The sequence below is a fragment of the Chryseobacterium sp. II3a genome, from assembly GCF_057815135.1.
Genome location: NZ_JBYPZJ010000004.1, coordinates 155,578 through 174,637, shown reverse-complemented (window position 1 = coordinate 174,637; position 19,060 = coordinate 155,578). Strand labels below are relative to the sequence as shown.

The following is a 19,060-nucleotide window of genomic DNA, read 5'->3' as shown; positions in this document are numbered from 1 at the left end:
ATGGTATAATAGAGGATATATATTCGTTTCAGACTTTTAAAATCACTTCAGCAGCATGATCACTAGCCCCTTTTCCACCAAGTTTTTCTCTCAAAAGACTATAATCGTTAAGAACCTTTTCTCTTTTTTCTCCTTCTAAAACCTTATTGAGTTCATTGACCAAATTCTTAGTATTCAAATCGCTCTGGATAAGCTCTTTCACGACTTCCCTATCCATGATAAGGTTCACTAATGAAATATAATTGATATTTTTCACAAGCCTTTTAGCAATCGCATAAGAAACAGCACTTCCACGATAACATACCACTTCAGGAATATTCAGCAGAGCTGTTTCTAATGTAGCTGTTCCGGAAGTTACCAGAGCTGCTTTTGAACATCTGAGCAGATCGTAGGTTTTGTTCGAAACAAAATGTACATTATCATCTACATATTTCTCATAAAACTCTTTAGGAAGACTTGGTGCCCCAGCAATCACAAACTGATAGTTTTTAAAATATGGTCTTACAGAAAGCATAATTTCAAGCATTTTTTCCACTTCCTGTTTTCTGGAACCAGGTAAAAGGGCTATAATTTCTTTTTCGTTTAATCCATTTTCTTCTTTAAAACCATCAATACTGATTTCCTTTAGGTCAGAGATCGCATCCAGTAAAGGATGACCTACAAAGTGCGAATGAACGCCATGTTTTCTATAAAAATCTTCTTCAAACGGAAGAATAACCATCATTTCATCCACATATTTTTTGATGATCTCTACTCTTCCTTCTTTCCAGGCCCAAAGCTGGGGCGAAATATAATAAATTACCTTAATACCTAATTCCTTGGCAAATTTGGCTATTCTTAGATTAAATCCCGGATAATCTACCAGAATTAAAACATCAGGTCTGTTATTCTGAATATCTTCTTTGCAGAATTTGATGTTATTCAAAATCGTTCTAAGATTCATGACCACTTCCAGAAACCCCATAAATGCCAGATCACGATAATGCTTTACCAGTGTTCCACCCTGAGCATTCATCAGATCACCGCCCCAAAACCTGAATTCTGCATTCGGGTCCTTTTGTTTAAGAGCTTTCATCAAATTACTTCCATGAAGATCACCGGAAGCCTCTCCTGCAATAATGTAATATTTCATTTCTTTCGAAATCTTTTTTTTGTTTTTTAATAACCCTCAGAAATAGTTTATCATTCTAAATCATGGGCAGTTTCTATGGTAAGTATAGAGAACAAATTAAAATGTATATTGATCTTAATTCGTAAATTTGTTCAAAGATAATGATAAAAATGTCAGAAGAATTTGAAATCAGAAATAAAGTTGCAGAGAGCGGCTTAGTAAACTTTGACCTCTCTACTTTGCTTCCAAAAGGCCCAAGAAAAGGTATTGACCTTAAAGATTTTCTTTTTCAGGAGATGATTCTGAAAGAGAAAGATTTCCGTGAAAAAGTAGAAGCCATTAATGTTGAAGAATACAAAGACTCTTATATATATATTTACAATTCTGTAGATACTATTATTCCCCTATGGGCTTATTTTGTACTGACTGCCAAGCTTACAGATGTTGCAAAAAAAATCGTATTTGGAAGTAAAGAAGACTTGGAAGTTATTCTCATGCACAATGCCATCCAAACCTATGATTTCGAAGATATGAGAGGAAAAAGAGTATTGGTAAAAGGGTGTTCAGATAAGGAAATCCCTGAAAATGCTTATATAGAACTAGTGGAGCAGCTAAAACCTCTTGTAAAATCTTTGATGTTTGGTGAAGCATGCTCTAATGTTCCGATTGTAAAGAATTAAAGATTAAGCTTTTGTAAAAGCATTTATTGATAAATTTTATATTAAAAACTATCTTCTAAAAAAGGAATAGAATACTCCAAAACACAGATCAGGAAACTTTAACAATAATTATGAATCTGAAGTATTTTATGAGGCATATTTTTTGATAACTTTGAGTCAATTAATACTTTAATAAACACAAACAATGAGCTTAATAGACCTACTTACAGGGAACACTAGCAACCAGGTTGCTGAACAGGCTGAAAACAAATTCGGAATCAATAGAAATCAGGTAATTGCTTTATTAGCAGTAGCTACTCCTCTTATCATTTCTTATCTCAGAAATAAATCTCAAGATGCTAAAGAAGCTGAAGCATTAAACAGTGCTCTAGATAAAGACCATAACGGAAGTATTTTAAACGATCCTTCACAAATTGAAGCCAGACAGGCTGAAGGCGGATCTATTCTCGACCATATCTTTGGCGGACAAAAAAGTACAGTAGAAAACCAGTTATCGCAAAACACAGGAATTTCAATTGACAAGATAGGACCTATTCTTGCCATGTTAGCGCCGGTTGTTATGGGATATATCGGACAACAAAAACAACAAAGCAATGTTGGCGCAGGAGGTTTGGGAGATCTTTTAGGGGGAATTTTAGGTAATGCCTCTAACCAAGCGCAGACTCAACAATCCAACCCATTAAATGAGATTCTTGGAAGCGTTTTAGGTGGCGGGCAGGCTCAGTCATCAGGAAATCCTCTAAATGATATTTTAGGCAGCGTACTTGGTGGTGGTGGAAACCAACAGCAGCAAGGCGGCGGATTAGGAAGTATCCTTGGAAATATTTTTGGAAAATAATTAATTTAATTTGTCATAGAAAAAGACCGGAGAAATTTTCTCCGGTCTTTTTTATTGTTTTTACTTTTTAGATTTTTCTTCGGATGCTACAAAAGATTTTGATGCCTTCCTAGGTCTTCTTTTTCCGTAGTTTCCTGAATTGATTTTACCCCTTCTCGATTTTTTGTCTCCTTTTCCCATAGTAATAAATGTTTGTTGTTATTACGAATTTAGGAAATACATGCCTAAAATCCAAATATTTAAGTAACGAAGATGGAGGCTGAAAGATGAAAGTTATGTCAATAGTTAATTTGATACTACCATGATCAATCAATTACAATAAAAGATGATAATTTGTACTTCTACCTTCATAACTCCCAGCATCCATCCTCCTTTATCTTATACTTTGACGGTTTTCCACTTTCCTTTTCTAAACAAAATAAAAGCAACAATCGTAATCAGGGTTTCTGCTGCAGGAATTGAAATAAATACTCCCTTCGGTCCCATTTCCAGATATCTGGAGAGAAAATAGGCTAAGGGAATCTGAAACATCCAGAATCCGAAAAGATTCACACAAGTTGGTGTCCAGGTATCTCCTGCTCCATTGAATGCATTAATCATCACCATTCCGATTCCATAGAAAATAAAGCCAATACTCATGATATGAAGTGCATTTTTAGCAAAATCCTTGATTTCCATTTCCTGGGTAAAGAAACTTACTAAGAAATTACCGAAAAGAATAAATATTAAGCTTACCATCACCATGAAAATCACATTATATTTTACGGTCTTCATCACCGATTGTTCTGCCCTCAACATTTCATTGGCTCCCATATTCTGTCCCACCAAAGTGGATGCTGCATTACTTAGTCCCCAAGCTGGAAGCATAAAGAACATCATCAATCTCAGGGCTGTCTGATAACCGGCTGAAGCATTTTCACCTCCTGTTGTTGCTACCAGTTCCGCTAAAAAGATCCAGCTGCACGAAGCGATTACAAACTGAAAAATACCGGGAGTGGCAATTTTTATGATGGATTTAATTAATTCTGAATTTGGTTTAAAGTAAGAAAGTTTGATTCGGATCTGTGTATCTGCCACTAAAAGATGATACAACTGATAAATTACCCCGATACTTCGTCCAATAGTAGTAGCCAAAGCAGCTCCAGTAAGACCCATTGCCGGAATTGGTCCCCAACCTTTAATCAGAACCGGACATAAAATAATATTGGCAATATTTGCAATCCATAAGCTTTTCATTGCAATCATCGCATTTCCTGCTCCTCTAAAGATCCCATTGATCAGGAATAGGAGCATTATGATGGTACTGCTTCCCATCATAATTCTTGTAAAATCTTTTCCATAAGCAGCTGCCTCCGGCCTTGATCCCATCAGGATCAGAATTTCTTCGGCATATACTACTCCTAGAATGCTTAAAACAAGCGTTATTGCGAATGAAACCAACAGCACCTGCGCAGCACTCCGGGAAGCGTGTTCCGGATTTTTCTCTCCAATTCTTCTTGCTACCATCGCTGTTGCTGCCATACTCATCCCGATGGCAATAGAGTACATTACAGAAAGTACAGACTCGGTAAGACCTACAGTCTGAATCGCAAAACCACTCTCCTTCAGATGCCCTACAAAATATAGATCAACCAGTGCAAATACCGATTCCATCGCCATTTCCAACATCATAGGAATCGCGAGAAGCAAAACGGCACTCCTGATATTTATCTTCGTAAAATCGGTTTCTTCTCCACTAAAGGCTTTTTTTAAAAAGTCAATATATTTAGTCATTTCTCTGGTTATAATTTAGATAGTCTCAAAAATACAAATCTGTACCATAGTAAGTCTTAGCAATTGGCAATAAAATTAATCAGAAGTTTTTTTATTTATAAAACCTGCAAAAATCTTATCTTTGCCAACGAAAAATTCAAGGTTCGAAAATGAACCTTAAACATTGAACTTTAAACAAATAATTATGTTTCGATCACACACCAACGGAGAGCTATCTCTGAAAAATCTGAATGAAGAAGTTACACTATCTGGATGGGTACAGACTATCCGTGATAAAGGATTTATGATTTGGGTAGATCTTCGAGATCGTTACGGAATTACCCAGCTGGTATTGGACCAGGAGCGTTCTTCTGCACAATTAATGGAAGAAGCTAAAAAATTAGGCCGTGAATTCGTTATTCAGGCTACTGGAAAAGTAATTGAGAGAGTAAGTAAAAATCCTAATATTCCTACAGGAGAAATTGAGATTTTAGTTGAAAAACTAACCATTCTGAATGATTCTCAGCTTCCACCTTTCACTATTGAAGATGAAACTGATGGTGGGGAAGAATTAAGAATGAAATACCGTTACCTGGACATCAGAAGAAATCCTGTAAAAGATAAATTGATCTTCCGTCATAAAATGGCTCAGAAAGTAAGAAATTATTTATCTGATGAAGGTTTTATTGAGGTGGAAACTCCTGTTTTGATTAAGTCTACTCCGGAAGGAGCAAGAGACTTTGTCGTTCCGAGCAGAATGAACCCGGGACAGTTTTATGCACTTCCACAGTCTCCACAGACTTTCAAACAGCTTTTGATGGTAGGTGGAATGGATAAATATTTCCAGATTGTAAAATGTTTCCGTGATGAGGATTTAAGAGCCGACAGACAGCCGGAATTTACACAGATAGATTGTGAGATGGCTTTTGTAGAGCAGGAAGATGTAATGAATGTTTTCGAAGGAATGACCAAAACGCTTATCAAAGATATTACAGGTCAGGAATTTGGAGATTTCCCAAGAATGACCTTCGCAGATGCGATGAGAAAATACGGAAATGACAAACCGGATATCCGTTTCGGGATGGAATTCGTAGAATTGAACGAGCTTGTAAAAGGAAAAGACTTTAAAATATTTGATGAAGCTGAATTGGTTGTCGGAATCAATGTTGAAGGATGTGCAGACTATACAAGAAAGCAGATTGATGAGCTTGTGGATTGGGTAAAACGTCCACAGATTGGTGCTTCAGGAATGGTTTGGGTTAAATTCCAGAATGACGGAGTGAAAACCTCATCGGTAAACAAATTCTATAACGAAGAAGATTTAGCGAAAATCATTGAAAAATTCGGAGCTAAAGAAGGTGACTTAATGTTGATTCTTTCTGGAAACGAGAACAAAGTAAGAGCTCAGCTTTCTGCATTGAGAATGGAGCTTGGTAACCGTTTAGGGTTAAGAAAAGGAAACGTATTTGCACCACTTTGGGTTGTTGACTTCCCTCTATTAGAATGGGATGAAGACACTGAAAGATATCACGCAATGCACCACCCTTTCACATCTCCAAAACCTGAAGACATTCACTTACTGGAAACAGATCCTGGAAAAGCAAGAGCCAACGCTTATGATATGGTACTTAACGGTAACGAAATCGGAGGTGGATCTATCAGAATTTTCGACAGAGATCTTCAATCTAAAATGTTTGACCTGTTAGGATTCTCAAAAGAAGAAGCAGAAGCTCAGTTTGGATTCTTAATGAATGCATTTAAGTACGGAGCACCGCCACATGGTGGTTTAGCATTCGGATTTGACCGTTTGGTAGCGATCCTTGATGGAAATGAAGTGATCAGAGATTATATCGCATTCCCTAAGAACAATTCTGGGCGTGATGTAATGATTGATGCGCCGGCTTCCATTGCTGATGCACAACTTGATGAACTAGAGTTAAAATTAGATTTAAAAGCATAAATTTAAAGCGGGGTATTTGCCCCGCTTTTTTTATACCATGAAAACCACATATGAATAGATCAGAGGAAAAAGTAAGTACTCCACTTCCAAAAAACAAAAAATGGACACCGCTAAAAATCGCTATTACTATAATTTGGCTAATTGGTTTATTTTTATTTTTTCATGGAATCGGTTATTCCAAATATGAAAGTAATTTAGATTTTAAAGCAGGTTATTTCGTAATCGGAATTCTTATTCTTGTTCCTGTTTACTATTATGTTTATTCGATAATTGAAAGCGAGAAAGGATTTCCTCTTGAAAACTTTAATAAAGAAATTGTTATTCAAGATATAAAACGTCACAAAATCTTTGAAAATGTAGATTTGAGTCGTGCCATGATAGAAAGCTATGTTTTTGGAGTGGGTAAAGATCAAAATGATTATGTCAATATTTTCTATAACAAATCTGATATCGAATTTGTAAAAACAAAAATGACCATTGAATATACGAAAGGTAATACTTCAACATTCCTTACTGCCTACACCAATATTGACAAAATAACTTTAAAGGAAATTATTACCCAACAATTTTTATCTACTAAAGTCTATTTTGATAAATACATTCCCAGCAACTATTATATTGATCTGGAATTCTTGCAGCATTGGGAAATACAAAATAAAAGCGGGAAATAATCCCGCTTTACCTTTATATCAACTTATTTCATTTTCAAAATCTCTTCTCTTCCCGGACCGATAGAAAGGTAGGTTACCGGAACTCCTACTTCTTGTTCCAAAAAGGAAAGAAAGTTCATCAATTCCTGTGGAAGAGCAGAAGGATCTTTAATCATTGAAAAATCAGCATTCCAGCCCTCCAGCCATTGGAATACAGGTTTAGCATTTTCAGGAAGTGTTCCGGCAGTGGTTTCAATAGTTCCATCCTCCAACTCATAATGAGTACAAACTGCTACTGATTTTAATCCGCTTAAAACATCCGCTTTAGTCAGAACCAATTGGGTAACGCCATTGATCATTACTGCATATCGTAAAGCAGGAAGATCTAACCATCCTGTTCTTCTCGGACGACCAGTGTTAGAACCAAATTCATTGCCCTTTATTCTGATTTCCTCACCCATCTCATCAAACAACTCCGTTGGGAATATTCCGTTTCCTACTCTTGTACAATAAGCTTTGGCAATACCATAAATCTCACCGATCTTTTTCGGAGAAATTCCCAATCCGCTGCAAGCTCCAGATGCAATCGTGGAAGAAGAAGTTACATAAGGATAAGTACCATGATCTATATCTAATAATGTGGCCTGAGATCCTTCTCCTAATATTGTTTTTCCTGCTAATAGGGCCTTATTCAGAAACAGTTCAGTTTCTATACAATTGTATTGCTTTAAAAACTCTACCGCGGCAAAAAATTCTTCACGAATTGATTCTAAAGATGGTAATTCCATACCTCCATCAGCCAAAAACTGATAGTCTCTCTTCAGAATATGATCTACCTTTTCCTGAAAATCCGGTAAATACATATCTCCAATTCTTACATTCTGTCTTAAAATTTTATTGGAATACGCCTGAGCAATTCCATTTTTTGTTGTTCCTATAGTTGTGTAAGCCGGATTCTCTTCCATGAAAACATCCATAAGCTTATAAGTAGGCAGAACAAAATGGGCTTTTTTAGAAATAATAAGATTTTTCTGTGGCTGAAGCGTTTCATCAAACTTCTTTAGATTCAGAATTTCATTTTTAAAGCTTACAGGGTCAAGAACAGTTCCCGTCCCGATCACATTCTGTACTCCCGACATAAAAATTCCTGAAGGAATCATTTTAAGGGTGATTCTCTTCCCGTTTCTTTCAATACTGTGGCCAGCATTCGAGCCTCCATTAAAACGGGCAGCAATATCATAATTTTCACTGATAAGATCAATAAACTTTCCTTTACCTTCATCTCCCCATTGAAGTCCTAATACAATATCCATATAATTATTTTTATGGTGCAAAGCTATGGCAGTTTGAAAGAGAGGCCATTGCCATTTGGCAAAAACGTGTGTTGCAGGAATTTATAATACAAATATTTATGAGTTTGATCCGGAATTTATTTTGAGGGTTTAATAGGTTTTGGCTAAAGCAAATGGATTATTTTGTTAATGATAGAATGGGCTAAAGCCTATGCCTATTGAATTTACCATTCGCATGTATACATTAAACAAAAAATAATAAGATCGGAGATCTTGTATTTTGATCTTTACCTGATATTTTATTATGAGAAGGCCTCATTACTTATTACTCATTGATCGTTCTCCTAATTCTGCTCAACGACGAAGGCGTCACCCCAAGATAAGAGGCCAGCATAGATTGGGGAACCCTATTGGCTAATCCCGGATAATGAGTAAGAAAATGAATGTACCTGGATTTTGCATCCTGATTAAGCATAATGCTTGCTACTTTAAGCTTATTTTCAGCAACAAAACCATGAATACGGGCAAATAAAACAGGCCATATCGCTATTTTTTCCTCTAATATTTTAAAATGATTAAGATCAATAACAAGTAAAACGGCATCGGTAATTGCTTCTATATATTCATGAGCAGGAAGTTGATCGGTAAATCCCTGGAAGTCTCCAATAAATCGACCTTCATAAATAAAATAACGGGTAAAATCATCACCTTCTTTGTTATAATACAGAGACCGGAATACTCCTTCTTTAACAAAAGCAATCTTTTGGCTTACTTTTCCTGCCTCTACAAAAATTTCACCTTTCTTTACAGAAATTTTCTGAATTCCCTCTTTGATCAGAAGTTCATCTTGTGCATTCAGCAATCCAAATTTTTTGATATAATTAAAAAGTTCTTCCATGTTATTTTGCCCCACAAATTGCGCAAAGATAAAGGTATAAAAGTAGAGTGTAAAAACAATTGTCATTTGGCAAAAAGCTTTACAAAACATACCACACGCCTGTCCATCGGCATGTTAATTGCTTGATTTTTAAAAACGTAAGACAATGAAAGCAATTTGGAATGGTGCCATTGGCTTCGGTTTAGTAAATATCCCTGTTAAAATTTACTCAGCAACGGAGACCAGCAAACTGGACCTTGATATGCTCGACAAATCCGATTTTTCCAACATTCGGTTTAAAAGAGTTAATGAAAACACAGGAAAAGAAGTAAAATGGGAAAACATTGTTAAAGGCTATCTCATGGATGATAAATATATTGTTCTGGATGAAGACGATTATGAAGCAGCAAGCCCTGAAAAAACAAAAATACTTTCTATTGATCAGTTTGTAAAGGAGGAAGAGGTAGACAGTGTTTATTTTGAAACTCCATATTACCTAGAGCCACAGAAAAATGGTGAAAGTGCTTACAGACTTCTGTTAAATGCTCTAAAAAAAACGAAAATGGTCGGAATCGGGACTTTTGTACTCCGCGAAAGTGAATCCATCGGGATGATACGTCCATATAATGATGATGTATTGATTCTGAATCGCCTGAGATTCAACCAGGAAATAAGAGATTATGCGGATTTAAAAATTCCTGCACACAAAGCTCCAAAACCTGCAGAATTGAAAATGGCTGTTAATCTTATTGAACAACTTTCTCAGGATTTTGACCCAGCTATGTATAAAGATACCTACTCTGATGAGCTTTTAAAAATCATCAAGCAGAAAGCAAAAGGTAAAAGTATTAAAACCAAAAAAGCACCACCTGCTAAAGAAGGTAAAGTGATTGACCTCATGGCTCAGTTAAAAGCCAGTCTGAATACATCTAAATCTAAATCTGCATCATAATGGCTCTTAAAGATTATCAACAGAAACGTAAGTTTAACGAAACCAGTGAACCTAAAGGAAAAACGAAAAAGAGTAAAAACAAGCTAATTTTCGTTATTCAAAGACATGCTGCAACCCGTCTTCACTATGACTTCCGTCTGGAAATGGAAGGTGTACTAAAGAGCTGGGCAGTTCCAAAGGGTCCCTCATTGGATCCACAAGACAAACGCTTGGCTATGATGGTAGAAGATCACCCTTACGATTATAAAGATTTTGAAGGCAATATCCCTGAAGGCAATTATGGGGCGGGACAAGTTGAAGTATGGGATAGCGGAACCTACGAACCGTTGGAAGAGAGCAGTAAAATCTCCGATGAAAAAGAATTACTGAAAGAGCTGCATGCTGGTTCTTTAAAATTTATTTTACACGGTAAAAAATTAAAAGGCGAATTTGCTTTGGTTAAAATGAAAAATTCTGAAGAGAATGCCTGGCTGCTCATTAAGCATAAAGACGAATTTGCAGAAAGTCCTTACGATGCTGAAAAAAATACATCACCAAAATCTTTGGTCACCCAATTCCTCGAGGAAAAAAAAAGCCTAAAAACAAACGCAAAAAAGAAGTCATAACTTCAGAAAAAAGATTCAGAAGTTTTAATTCTTTAACTAATGAGAAAAAACTTCAGTCTTTTATTAAACCTATGCTTGCTAAACCTTTTGATAAGGCATTTGATGATAAAGGATGGCTTTTCGAAATAAAATGGGACGGCTACAGAGCTATAGCCGACCTTAGCCACGATGAACCTCTCTTCTATTCCCGAAATGGAATTTCATTTATATCAAAATTTGATAAAGTGACTCAGGATTTTGATCAACAAAAATATAAAATGATCCTGGATGGTGAAATCGTTGCGTATAATGATCAGGGAAAGCCCAGTTTTCAGCTTTTACAGCAAATTGGTGATCATCCCAGCTTGGCTTTAACATATCAAGTTTTCGACCTTCTCTGGCTGAATGGACATTCTACCGAAGAACTTCCACTGATTCAACGGAAAGAGCTTTTAAAAGAGGCACTCATTGAAACGGATACAATTAAATACTGCGATCATATTCCTGAAAAAGGTACCGCATTTTTTGCGCAGATGAAAAAAATGAAGCTGGAAGGGATGATTGCTAAACGTTCCGATAGCCTATATGTAGAAAATTACAGGACAGCCGATTGGCTTAAGATTAAATTTTCAAATACGGAAGAAGCTATTATCTGTGGATTTACAGAACCCAGAGGATCACGGGAAAGTTTCGGAGCTTTGATCTTAGGAAAATATGTAAACGATGAACTGATCTATTGTGGCCATACAGGAACCGGATTCAACAGCGCTTCTTTAAAAAACCTTTATCAAAAACTTCAAAAGATCATTGTAAAAATTTCTCCATTTGAAAGCATTCCCAAGACCAATATGCCTGTAACCTGGGTAAAACCTGAAATGGTTTGTGAGATCAAATATTCTGAAATTACCAAAGACGGCATATTCCGTCATCCCGTTTTTATGGGTATCCGCGAAGATAAAGAGCCGGAAGAAGTAAAAGAATCAACAGATCCCGGCATTCAACCTAAAAAATCCAAAACAATGAAAGATACATCATCAAAAAAAGCAGGAACGCAAGAAAAGGAAAAAGAAATCACTTTAAACAAACATGTTGTAAAGCTCACCAATCAGGATAAGGTTTATTTTCCGAAGGATGGCATTACCAAAGGAGATGTTATCGATTATTATCAGTCTGTAACAGAATATATTCTGCCCTATTTAAAAAACCGTCCTTTATCTCTCAATCGTTTTCCTAATGGAATTGAAGAAAAAGGTTTTTATCAGAAAGATGCAGGAGAGCATATCCCTGAATGGGTAAAAACTACACAGGTTTACTCCGAATCTAATGATAAATATATTGATTACGTCTACTGTAATGATAAGGCTACATTAGCTTATCTGAATAATCTCGGATGTATTGATTTCAATCCCTGGAACAGTTCACTTCCTGATCTTGAACATCCTGATTATCTCGTTTTAGATCTTGATCCATCAAAGAAAAACACTTTTGATGAGGTGATTGAAACTGCTCTTCAGGTGAATGAAGTTTTACAATCCATTAAAATTAAAGGATATTGCAAAACTTCCGGAAGTACAGGAATTCATATCTATATTCCGATGGGTGGAAAATATGATTTTGACCAGGTGAAAGATTTCGCACATATTCTAATGAAGCAGGTTCATGAAAAACTTCCAAAAATTACAACATTGGAAAGGAGCCTTCAAAAGAGAGATTCTAATAAAATCTATCTTGATTATCTGCAAAACAGAACAGGCCAAACACTGGCAAGTGCTTATAGTCTCAGACCTAAACACGGCGCTTCTGTTTCTATGCCATTGGACTGGAGTGAGGTAAAACCTGGTCTGTTACCTACAGATTATACCATAGAAAATGCTTTGGAGAGAATAAAAGAAAAAGGAGATTTATTTAAACCTGTTCTGGGAAAAGGTATTGATATGATGAAAGCATTAGAGCTGCTGGAGAATATTGATTAATTTCTATATTTTTACAGGCAAAAACTACCATGAATGAATCTATTAGGTTAGAAGTCCCTTTTAATGAAGATGCAGAACGCGAGCAACAACAATTTTTCTTTCGCTACAAATGGAAAAATGGCTTTACTGAACTTAAGAAAGCAATTATATACGCGATAATATTTCTGTTTCTAGGATTTTTTTCTCAATCAAAGTTTATTAATAGTAATCCTGCTTCTACTGTATTCAGATATGCAGGGTTTATTTTTCTGGGCTATATCTTCTTGCTTCTTTATCAATATTTCACACGGAAAAAGAAGTTTCACGAACTCATGGAAGAACAAATCAATGATCTTAAACGAAAGGATGAAAAATACAGTGTTGTAATTCTTAATAAAAATAGTATTACTATAGAAAATTCATTGAGTACAATAGGAGCTGTATGGAATAAAACCAGCTATAAATTTGTAGATAAATATCTTATTTTAGGTATTCTTAATAACAGTCTTCATTTTATTTTTACTGAAAATGACTTTAAGGAAAATGATTATAAGACTTTCATTGGTTTTTTAGAACAATATTCAAAGAAAGAAAAGTAAAAAATATCATTTTATAATAAAAACTCCTGCATTACTTTAAATACAAGAGTTTTTATTATTTGTTTAAATTATTTTAAAGAACTATTTATTGTAAACATGGATATCTCTCTGTGGGAAAGGAATTCCGATTCCAGCCTGATCTAAAGCTTCTTTACAATCAATGATAAGTTCTTCGTTCAGTTTCCAGAAATTTTCTGTATTGGCACTCACTCTTACAGATAGATTAATTGCACTATCTCCTAATGCAGTTACCATTACCTGAGGCGCTGGTTCAGAAAGAGCATATTGATTCTTATGAATTACTTTCATCAAAACTTCTTTCGTCTGTTTAAGATCTGCATCATAAGCAACTCCAATATCCAGAGAGGTCCTTCTTGTTCCAAGCTGGGTAAAGTTGGTAATACTGTTATTAGAAACCACTCCATTAGGAATAATGATTAATTGATTTTGTGGAGTAATGAGTTTCGTGTGAAAAATATCAATAGCCTCTACTGTTCCTGAAACACCAGAATTAGTGGAAATAAAATCTCCTATTTTAAATGGTTTTAATAATAAAATAAGGATTCCACCAGCAAAGTTTGTCAAAGATCCCTGTAAAGCCAAACCTACCGCTAAACCTGCAGCACCAATCATCGCTACAAAAGCAGAAGTCTGCACTCCCAATTGAGTAACCACTACAATAAAGAGAAGAATATTAAGCCCCCAATTGATAATGTTAAGTAGGAAATGCTGTAAAGAAGCTTCCATATTACGTTTTTTGAAACCTTTCGCAACAAGTTTCTTAATCATTCTGATCATCCATGATCCGATCAGGTAAATCAATAAAGCAGAAACCACTGCTGTAAAGATTCTCGGAGCCCATGAAATGGCTGAAGTTATTAAGGTATCCCAATGTTTTTGAATGTTGTTCAATTGTAAATCGTCCATTTTTATACTACTTATATTTATATATTATGATAGATATTCGTTCCTTGAACGACAAGATTTCAAAATGAATCTGAAGAGAAAGCATCGTTTTTTCAAAAAAAATGTAACCTTAACTCTTTGGAAGTTAAAATCAATGGTTATATGCATCACAATAGATTGACAGCAGAACAGATAAATTCTGCTTACTCAATGATTATTTTAGAAATTGAATCTTGCGGGAAGAATAATTCGGGGGTATCATTACAAAAAAAATACCGAAGTCTTTTTTCAGGGAAAAAATCTTCCCTAAAATAATTTTTTTAACCGTAAAAATTAAAAAGCTATGGTAGTTTTGCAGCAAGGCTTTCCGGTAAAAGTCTCAGGATATGATAAATAATTTTCCATTTAAAATTAGGAACGATGGTAAAGGAATTTCCGGCATTCACAATGAATTTTGCTACATAATCCGGTTCCATGATTAAGGATTCATTCAATGTTAACCCTGCATTAATTTTTGTACGAATATATCCTATCACCAAAACATTCACTGTAATTTTTCTGGAAGCTAATTCCTGTCTTAATCCCGCCAGATATTGGGTAAATGCAGCCTTTGTACTTCCATAGACAAAATTACTTTTTCTGCCTCTCACCCCAGATAAAGAAGATAGGCCTATTATTCTTTCCAGATTTTTATTGCTTTCATCCATCGCAATTATATTCAGAATAGAAACTCCCCCCATATAATTAACTTCCATCATTTGTTTGGCTCCTTTAAAATCTTTTAAAGCATTTTGATTATCAACGAGAAATCCTGCCGAGTATACCACAATATGAGGTTTTACTGAAAGTTCACGATAAAACTGCTGATGAGAATTAAAATCTGCCGCATCAAAATACAAAACCGTTACTTTATTCTGATCCAAATTATTTGATCGCATAAAATCTTCCAATGATTGTGTGTTTCTGGAGGCTGCCATCACAGAGAATCCTTTTTCAAGATATTGGATGATACATTGCTTCGCTACGTCTGAATTAGCACCTAGAATGAGAACTGTTTTACTTGCGTTTTGATTCATACAACAAAGATAATTTTTTATTAAACACTAATTTCACTAATGTTTTCACAAATAAGCACAAAGATTATGGCTGTTATAGAATCTTGAGAAATAAAGATATGGTTTATAAGATTCTTCACTCCGCTTTGCTTCGTTCAGAATGGCAATTTAAATATTGAGACTTATCTTCTCCTACTAATGAGAACATACAATATTATAAATAAAATAACTTTATATAAAAAAATTGCGGCGGGTGAACTTCGTTCACCCGCCGCAGCTAAATATTTTCAAACTGAATTAAATTATTTTTTTTCTTCAGTTTCTATTTCTTTTTTATCTGCTGGTTTATCAGCAGTTTTTGCTTTATCTCCAAAACGACTTTGAGTCATTTCTCTGGAAACAGCAGCTTTTTCAAACTTCAGTTTTCCGGATAATGTTTCAATAACAAAACCGTCATCCTGAACTTGGGCAATTCTTCCGTGAAGACCTGAAGTAAGCACTACTCTAGTTCCTACCTTAAGTTCTTCCTGAAAGTTTTTCTCCTGTTTCTGCTTCTTCATTTGCGGTCTGATCATCAGGAAATAAAACCCTACAAACATCACACCCATCATGATCAGCATCATAGATGAAGAACCTTGTGGCTGTGCTTGTAAAAATAATGTCAACATATTATAAAAATTATGGTTGGATGTTAGCCGTGAACGTTAATTTGATTGGAGCCTTCTCTACATTAGCAAAAACATCAGCATATTTCTGAACGTTTCCATCAAAGTTTGAAGAATCAAAATGCAATGTAATTTTTCCTTTTTTACCCGGCATAATAGGATCTTTTGTAAAATCCGGAGCTGTACATCCGCATCCTGGCTTTACTTCAGAAATAATCAATGGATTTTTTCCTGTATTAGTCACTTCATATACGTGCTCTACTTTATCTCCTTTTTTGATTTTTCCAAAATCGAAGTTGCTTTCAGATAAAGCGATGGAAGTAGATGGTGCATTGGAAACCGGTGCAGCAGGCATCTCTCCTGTTACAGCTGTTGCAGCAGCAGAATCAGTTGTTGCAGGAGTTCCTACCGCTGAAGAATCAGCAGCTACAGTTTCAGCGCTTTGAGTTTCTTTGTTTTCTTTTTTACAAGAAACTAATCCAAAGCCTATAATTGACAAGGCGATAATTGATAACGTCTTTTTCATTTTATATTCTATTTTGATCTTTACAATATTTATCTAAAATACCATTAATGAAGATATTCGAACGGTCTGTAGCAAATACTTTTGCGATCTCGATATATTCATTAATAATCACTCTTGAAGGTGTGAAGGCGAAGTTGTCTAGCTCTGCGATGGCTGTTGATAAAATTACTTTATCCATTAGGGAAATTCTTTCAAGATCCCAGTTTTCTAATCTTTCTTCCAGCTTTTTTTCATTGTTTTCCCAGTTGTTTAGGGTATCTTTCAACAATTTAGCGGCGAAAGTTTTGTCATCTTCATCTTTAATCATTTTGATCAAAGTTCTGCTTTCTTCATCTTCTCTTAGGAACCCGATTGTTTTTTGTACCATGGAATTGGCAATATGGATATCATCATACCATGAAAGTTCTTTATCTCCGAGATAATCATGAAAATCATCATTTTCAGCAATATATCTTAAAAATAATTTCCCAATAAACTTCTGATCATCTTCAAAAGAAAATCCTTCTTCTTTCATGAAATCCTGATAACGTTTTCCAGCAGTAATTCTTTGGAAAGTCTTCACCAATAAATCATCATGCATATCCCACTTCAGCTGCTTGTGCTGACCTGTGAAGAATAATCTCTCTGGATTTTCTTCCAGCTTAAGCAATACCTGGTTGTTGATGAATTTTTGGTTAGGATTAATATCAGCATCGGTTTTAAGATATTTATTCTTACCGATTTCAATTTGATGTTCAGCTAATTCTTTTAGACCCACTAAAAAATTAAGCTGATAGATATAGAGATAATAGATTTTCTCTATTCCAGCAAACATGTTTTTCTCTAAAACATCAAATTTTACAGGGTTCTGATAGTATGAATACACTGCCTGTACTACTTTTTCACGAATTTGTCGTCTTCCTAACATTCAAAGAGCTTTTTAATGAGTGCAAAGATACAAAATTTAAAATTGATGCAATTCGTAGTCTGATGACATTTTTGTAATTTTGTAAAACTATATGAAAGCGCTAAAAACCTTAAACCCCTATTTTTGGAAACACAAAATCTTATTGTTTTGGGGTGTATTATTTATCATTGCCAGTAATTTTTTCAATATATATAAAGTTCAGTTTGTAGGAAAATCCGTAGATGAGCTTACGAAAAGCGGAAATCTTGGTTTCAATCAGCAGGTACTTATTTATGTCGGAATTATTGTAGGCTGTTCACTTTTAACAGGATTCTTCACTTTTATGATGCGGCAGACCATCATTGTGGCATCCAGAAGAATTGAATATGAACTTAAAAATAAGATCTACAGACATTATCAGGATTTATCTTTAACAGACTATAAACAGACTACTATTGGGGACTTAATGAACCGATTAAGTGAAGATGTAGTGGCGGTAAGAATGTACCTTGGTCCTGGAGTAATGTATGTGGCCAACCTTATTGTTCTTGTACTGATCACGGCTATTTATATGATAAAAACAGATGCATCCATGACTTTATGGACTTTGCTGCCTCTTCCTATTTTATCATTTGCTATTTATAAGGTGAGTTCAATTATCAATAAAAAGTCGAAAGTGATGCAGAAAAGCCAGTCTGCCATTTCAACTTTTGTACAGGATAGTTTTTCAGGAATTCGTGTTGTAAAATTTTTCGCAAGGGAAAAATATATTCAAAAAAACTATGGAATAAAAGTTACTGATTACCAGAATAAAGCTTTGGACCTTGCCAAAACAGAAGCTTATTTTTTCACCATTATTCTGTTTGTAATCGGCTTACTGAATGTTGCCATTATCTGGATTGGAGGAACAAAATATATTGCAGGAGAATTAAGCATCGGTAAGATTGCTGATTTCTTCATGTACATTAATACACTGATCTTCCCATTCTCTATGGTAGGCTGGGTAACATCCGTCAATCAAAGAGCGGAGGCTTCTATGCAAAGGATCAACGAATTTATGGATAAAAGGTCTGAGATCATCAGTACTAACTTTGAGACGTATCCTATTAAAGGAGATATTGAGTTCAGAAATGTATCTTATGTTTATCCCAATACGGGTATCAAAGCACTGGAGAATTTAAGTTTTAAAATCAAAGCCGGAGAATCCCTTGCTATCATGGGAAAAACCGGAAGTGGAAAGTCTACTATAGCACTTCTTCTATGCAGGCTGATCGACCCTACTGAAGGAGAAATCCTTATTGATGGTAAAAACCTGAAAGACCATAATCTCGAGAACTATAGAAACTTCATTGGATACATTCCTCAGGAAAGCTATTTATTCTCTGATTCTATTGAAAATAATATCGGGTTTGCCATTGATCATCCATCTCATGAGAAAGTCATTGAGTATGCTCAGATTGCAGATGTTCACAAAAATATTGTTGAGTTTAAGGAACAATATAAAACACTTGTTGGTGAACGCGGGGTTATGCTTTCGGGAGGCCAAAAGCAAAGAATTTGCATTGCCAGAGCCCTGATTAAGGACCCAAATATTATTATTTTTGACGATTCTTTATCGGCTTTGGACACCGAAACAGAGCAGAATATCCTTGAAAATATTGACCGAAAAATCAGTAATGCGACATCCATAATTATCACACACAGAGAGTCTAGCGCCCAAAAAGCAGACCAAATTATCAACCTCACCGAAATTACCAATTCTGTAACCGCATAGC

The 19,060-nt window shown here is 35.2% G+C and carries 19 protein-coding genes; 9 read left to right on the top strand and 10 right to left on the bottom strand.

Annotated features, from left to right (window positions below):
- Window positions 1–28: 28 nt before the first annotated feature.
- Window positions 29–1,132, bottom strand: coding sequence for a lipid-A-disaccharide synthase (lpxB, locus tag AC3HD6_RS12065; RefSeq protein ID WP_488896558.1), 1,104 nt, complete (start codon window positions 1,130–1,132; stop codon window positions 29–31).
- A gap of 149 nt (window positions 1,133–1,281) precedes the next feature.
- On the opposite strand from lpxB, the gene AC3HD6_RS12060 reads away from it, so the two are divergent.
- Entirely contained in the window at window positions 1,282–1,791 is a 510-nt protein-coding gene (locus tag AC3HD6_RS12060) for a DUF2480 family protein (RefSeq protein ID WP_488896557.1), read from the top strand.
- 184 nt (window positions 1,792–1,975) lie between these two features.
- Window positions 1,976–2,629, top strand: coding sequence for a DUF937 domain-containing protein (locus AC3HD6_RS12055; protein WP_488896556.1), 654 nt, complete (start codon window positions 1,976–1,978; stop codon window positions 2,627–2,629).
- A 60-nt stretch (window positions 2,630–2,689) separates the two neighbouring features.
- Here AC3HD6_RS12055 and AC3HD6_RS12050 read toward each other — a convergent pair whose 3' ends face one another.
- Window positions 2,690–2,809: a 30S ribosomal protein THX gene (locus AC3HD6_RS12050; protein ID WP_123857915.1), complete on the bottom strand. Its 120-nt coding sequence runs from the start codon at window positions 2,807–2,809 to the stop codon at window positions 2,690–2,692.
- A 198-nt stretch (window positions 2,810–3,007) separates the two neighbouring features.
- Window positions 3,008–4,402: an MATE family efflux transporter gene (locus AC3HD6_RS12045; RefSeq protein WP_488896555.1), complete on the bottom strand. Its 1,395-nt coding sequence runs from the start codon at window positions 4,400–4,402 to the stop codon at window positions 3,008–3,010.
- A gap of 184 nt (window positions 4,403–4,586) precedes the next feature.
- Between AC3HD6_RS12045 and aspS the strand changes: the two genes are divergently transcribed.
- A complete protein-coding gene (gene aspS / locus AC3HD6_RS12040) occupies window positions 4,587–6,341 on the top strand; it encodes an aspartate--tRNA ligase (protein ID WP_488896554.1) in 1,755 nt (584 codons plus the stop codon).
- Between the two features lie 50 nt (window positions 6,342–6,391).
- Complete coding sequence (locus AC3HD6_RS12035) at window positions 6,392–7,012, top strand: hypothetical protein (protein ID WP_488896553.1); 621 nt, start codon at window positions 6,392–6,394, stop codon at window positions 7,010–7,012.
- Window positions 7,013–7,035: 23 nt separating this feature from the next.
- Here the strand turns inward: AC3HD6_RS12035 and AC3HD6_RS12030 are convergent, their stop codons facing one another.
- Window positions 7,036–8,304: an adenylosuccinate synthase gene (locus AC3HD6_RS12030; RefSeq protein ID WP_488896552.1), complete on the bottom strand. Its 1,269-nt coding sequence runs from the start codon at window positions 8,302–8,304 to the stop codon at window positions 7,036–7,038.
- Window positions 8,305–8,608: 304 nt separating this feature from the next.
- Window positions 8,609–9,181 (bottom strand): Crp/Fnr family transcriptional regulator, encoded by a 573-nt coding sequence (locus AC3HD6_RS12025; protein ID WP_488896551.1) that lies wholly within the window; start codon window positions 9,179–9,181, stop codon window positions 8,609–8,611.
- Window positions 9,182–9,326: 145 nt separating this feature from the next.
- Here AC3HD6_RS12025 and ku point away from each other — a divergent pair, with 145 nt between their 5' ends.
- The 4 genes from ku to AC3HD6_RS12005 all read left to right on the top strand — a co-directional run bounded on the left by ku (window position 9,327) and on the right by AC3HD6_RS12005 (window position 13,247).
- Entirely contained in the window at window positions 9,327–10,112 is a 786-nt protein-coding gene (ku, locus tag AC3HD6_RS12020; RefSeq protein WP_488896550.1) for a non-homologous end joining protein Ku, read from the top strand.
- Complete coding sequence (locus AC3HD6_RS12015; RefSeq protein WP_488896549.1) at window positions 10,112–10,717, top strand: DNA polymerase ligase N-terminal domain-containing protein; 606 nt, start codon at window positions 10,112–10,114, stop codon at window positions 10,715–10,717. Before ku ends, AC3HD6_RS12015 begins: the two co-directional genes overlap by 1 nt.
- Before the next feature lie 71 nt (window positions 10,718–10,788).
- A complete protein-coding gene (gene ligD, locus AC3HD6_RS12010) occupies window positions 10,789–12,669 on the top strand; it encodes a DNA ligase D (protein WP_488896548.1) in 1,881 nt (626 codons plus the stop codon).
- Between the two features lie 29 nt (window positions 12,670–12,698).
- Entirely contained in the window at window positions 12,699–13,247 is a 549-nt protein-coding gene (locus AC3HD6_RS12005; RefSeq protein ID WP_488896547.1) for a hypothetical protein, read from the top strand.
- Between the two features lie 81 nt (window positions 13,248–13,328).
- On the opposite strand, the gene AC3HD6_RS12000 is transcribed toward AC3HD6_RS12005, so the two are convergent.
- From AC3HD6_RS12000 to AC3HD6_RS11980, 5 genes are all read right to left on the bottom strand, one after another.
- Entirely contained in the window at window positions 13,329–14,174 is an 846-nt protein-coding gene (locus AC3HD6_RS12000; RefSeq protein ID WP_488896546.1) for a mechanosensitive ion channel family protein, read from the bottom strand.
- 320 nt (window positions 14,175–14,494) lie between these two features.
- The gene (locus AC3HD6_RS11995) at window positions 14,495–15,229 is read right to left on the bottom strand and encodes an SDR family NAD(P)-dependent oxidoreductase (RefSeq protein ID WP_488896545.1); all 735 of its coding nucleotides are present in this window, start codon (window positions 15,227–15,229) and stop codon (window positions 14,495–14,497) included.
- Window positions 15,230–15,510: 281 nt separating this feature from the next.
- On the bottom strand, window positions 15,511–15,876 hold the full coding sequence (yajC, locus tag AC3HD6_RS11990) for a preprotein translocase subunit YajC (RefSeq protein WP_068944823.1): 366 nt from the start codon (window positions 15,874–15,876) through the stop codon (window positions 15,511–15,513).
- 10 nt (window positions 15,877–15,886) lie between these two features.
- A complete protein-coding gene (locus AC3HD6_RS11985; protein WP_488896544.1) occupies window positions 15,887–16,399 on the bottom strand; it encodes a DUF1573 domain-containing protein in 513 nt (170 codons plus the stop codon).
- Window position 16,400: 1 nt separating this feature from the next.
- The gene (locus tag AC3HD6_RS11980) at window positions 16,401–17,306 is read right to left on the bottom strand and encodes a transcription antitermination protein NusB (RefSeq protein ID WP_488896543.1); all 906 of its coding nucleotides are present in this window, start codon (window positions 17,304–17,306) and stop codon (window positions 16,401–16,403) included.
- 91 nt (window positions 17,307–17,397) lie between these two features.
- Here AC3HD6_RS11980 and AC3HD6_RS11975 point away from each other — a divergent pair, with 91 nt between their 5' ends.
- Window positions 17,398–19,059: an ABC transporter ATP-binding protein gene (locus tag AC3HD6_RS11975; RefSeq protein ID WP_488896542.1), complete on the top strand. Its 1,662-nt coding sequence runs from the start codon at window positions 17,398–17,400 to the stop codon at window positions 19,057–19,059.
- The last annotated feature ends 1 nt before the right edge of the window (window position 19,060 follow it).

Bases quoted from the DNA above. Each gene is read 5' to 3' on its own strand.
- AC3HD6_RS12000 (WP_488896546.1), bottom strand. From the start codon at position 14,174: ATGGACGATTTACAATTGAACAACATTCAAAAACATTGGGATACCTTA.
- AC3HD6_RS12050 (WP_123857915.1), bottom strand. From the start codon at position 2,809: ATGGGAAAAGGAGACAAAAAATCGAGAAGGGGTAAAATCAATTCAGGA.
- AC3HD6_RS12045 (WP_488896555.1), bottom strand. From the start codon at position 4,402: ATGACTAAATATATTGACTTTTTAAAAAAAGCCTTTAGTGGAGAAGAA.
- AC3HD6_RS12055 (WP_488896556.1), top strand. From the start codon at position 1,976: ATGAGCTTAATAGACCTACTTACAGGGAACACTAGCAACCAGGTTGCT.
- AC3HD6_RS12005 (WP_488896547.1), top strand. From the start codon at position 12,699: ATGAATGAATCTATTAGGTTAGAAGTCCCTTTTAATGAAGATGCAGAA.
- AC3HD6_RS12030 (WP_488896552.1), bottom strand. From the start codon at position 8,304: ATGGATATTGTATTAGGACTTCAATGGGGAGATGAAGGTAAAGGAAAG.
- aspS (WP_488896554.1), top strand. From the start codon at position 4,587: ATGTTTCGATCACACACCAACGGAGAGCTATCTCTGAAAAATCTGAAT.
- AC3HD6_RS11980 (WP_488896543.1), bottom strand. From the start codon at position 17,306: ATGTTAGGAAGACGACAAATTCGTGAAAAAGTAGTACAGGCAGTGTAT.
- ku (WP_488896550.1), top strand. From the start codon at position 9,327: ATGAAAGCAATTTGGAATGGTGCCATTGGCTTCGGTTTAGTAAATATC.
- AC3HD6_RS11995 (WP_488896545.1), bottom strand. From the start codon at position 15,229: ATGAATCAAAACGCAAGTAAAACAGTTCTCATTCTAGGTGCTAATTCA.
- AC3HD6_RS12025 (WP_488896551.1), bottom strand. From the start codon at position 9,181: ATGGAAGAACTTTTTAATTATATCAAAAAATTTGGATTGCTGAATGCA.
- AC3HD6_RS12015 (WP_488896549.1), top strand. From the start codon at position 10,112: ATGGCTCTTAAAGATTATCAACAGAAACGTAAGTTTAACGAAACCAGT.
- AC3HD6_RS11975 (WP_488896542.1), top strand. From the start codon at position 17,398: ATGAAAGCGCTAAAAACCTTAAACCCCTATTTTTGGAAACACAAAATC.
- AC3HD6_RS12060 (WP_488896557.1), top strand. From the start codon at position 1,282: ATGTCAGAAGAATTTGAAATCAGAAATAAAGTTGCAGAGAGCGGCTTA.
- yajC (WP_068944823.1), bottom strand. From the start codon at position 15,876: ATGTTGACATTATTTTTACAAGCACAGCCACAAGGTTCTTCATCTATG.
- AC3HD6_RS12035 (WP_488896553.1), top strand. From the start codon at position 6,392: ATGAATAGATCAGAGGAAAAAGTAAGTACTCCACTTCCAAAAAACAAA.
- lpxB (WP_488896558.1), bottom strand. From the start codon at position 1,132: ATGAAATATTACATTATTGCAGGAGAGGCTTCCGGTGATCTTCATGGA.
- AC3HD6_RS11985 (WP_488896544.1), bottom strand. From the start codon at position 16,399: ATGAAAAAGACGTTATCAATTATCGCCTTGTCAATTATAGGCTTTGGA.
- ligD (WP_488896548.1), top strand. From the start codon at position 10,789: ATGCTTGCTAAACCTTTTGATAAGGCATTTGATGATAAAGGATGGCTT.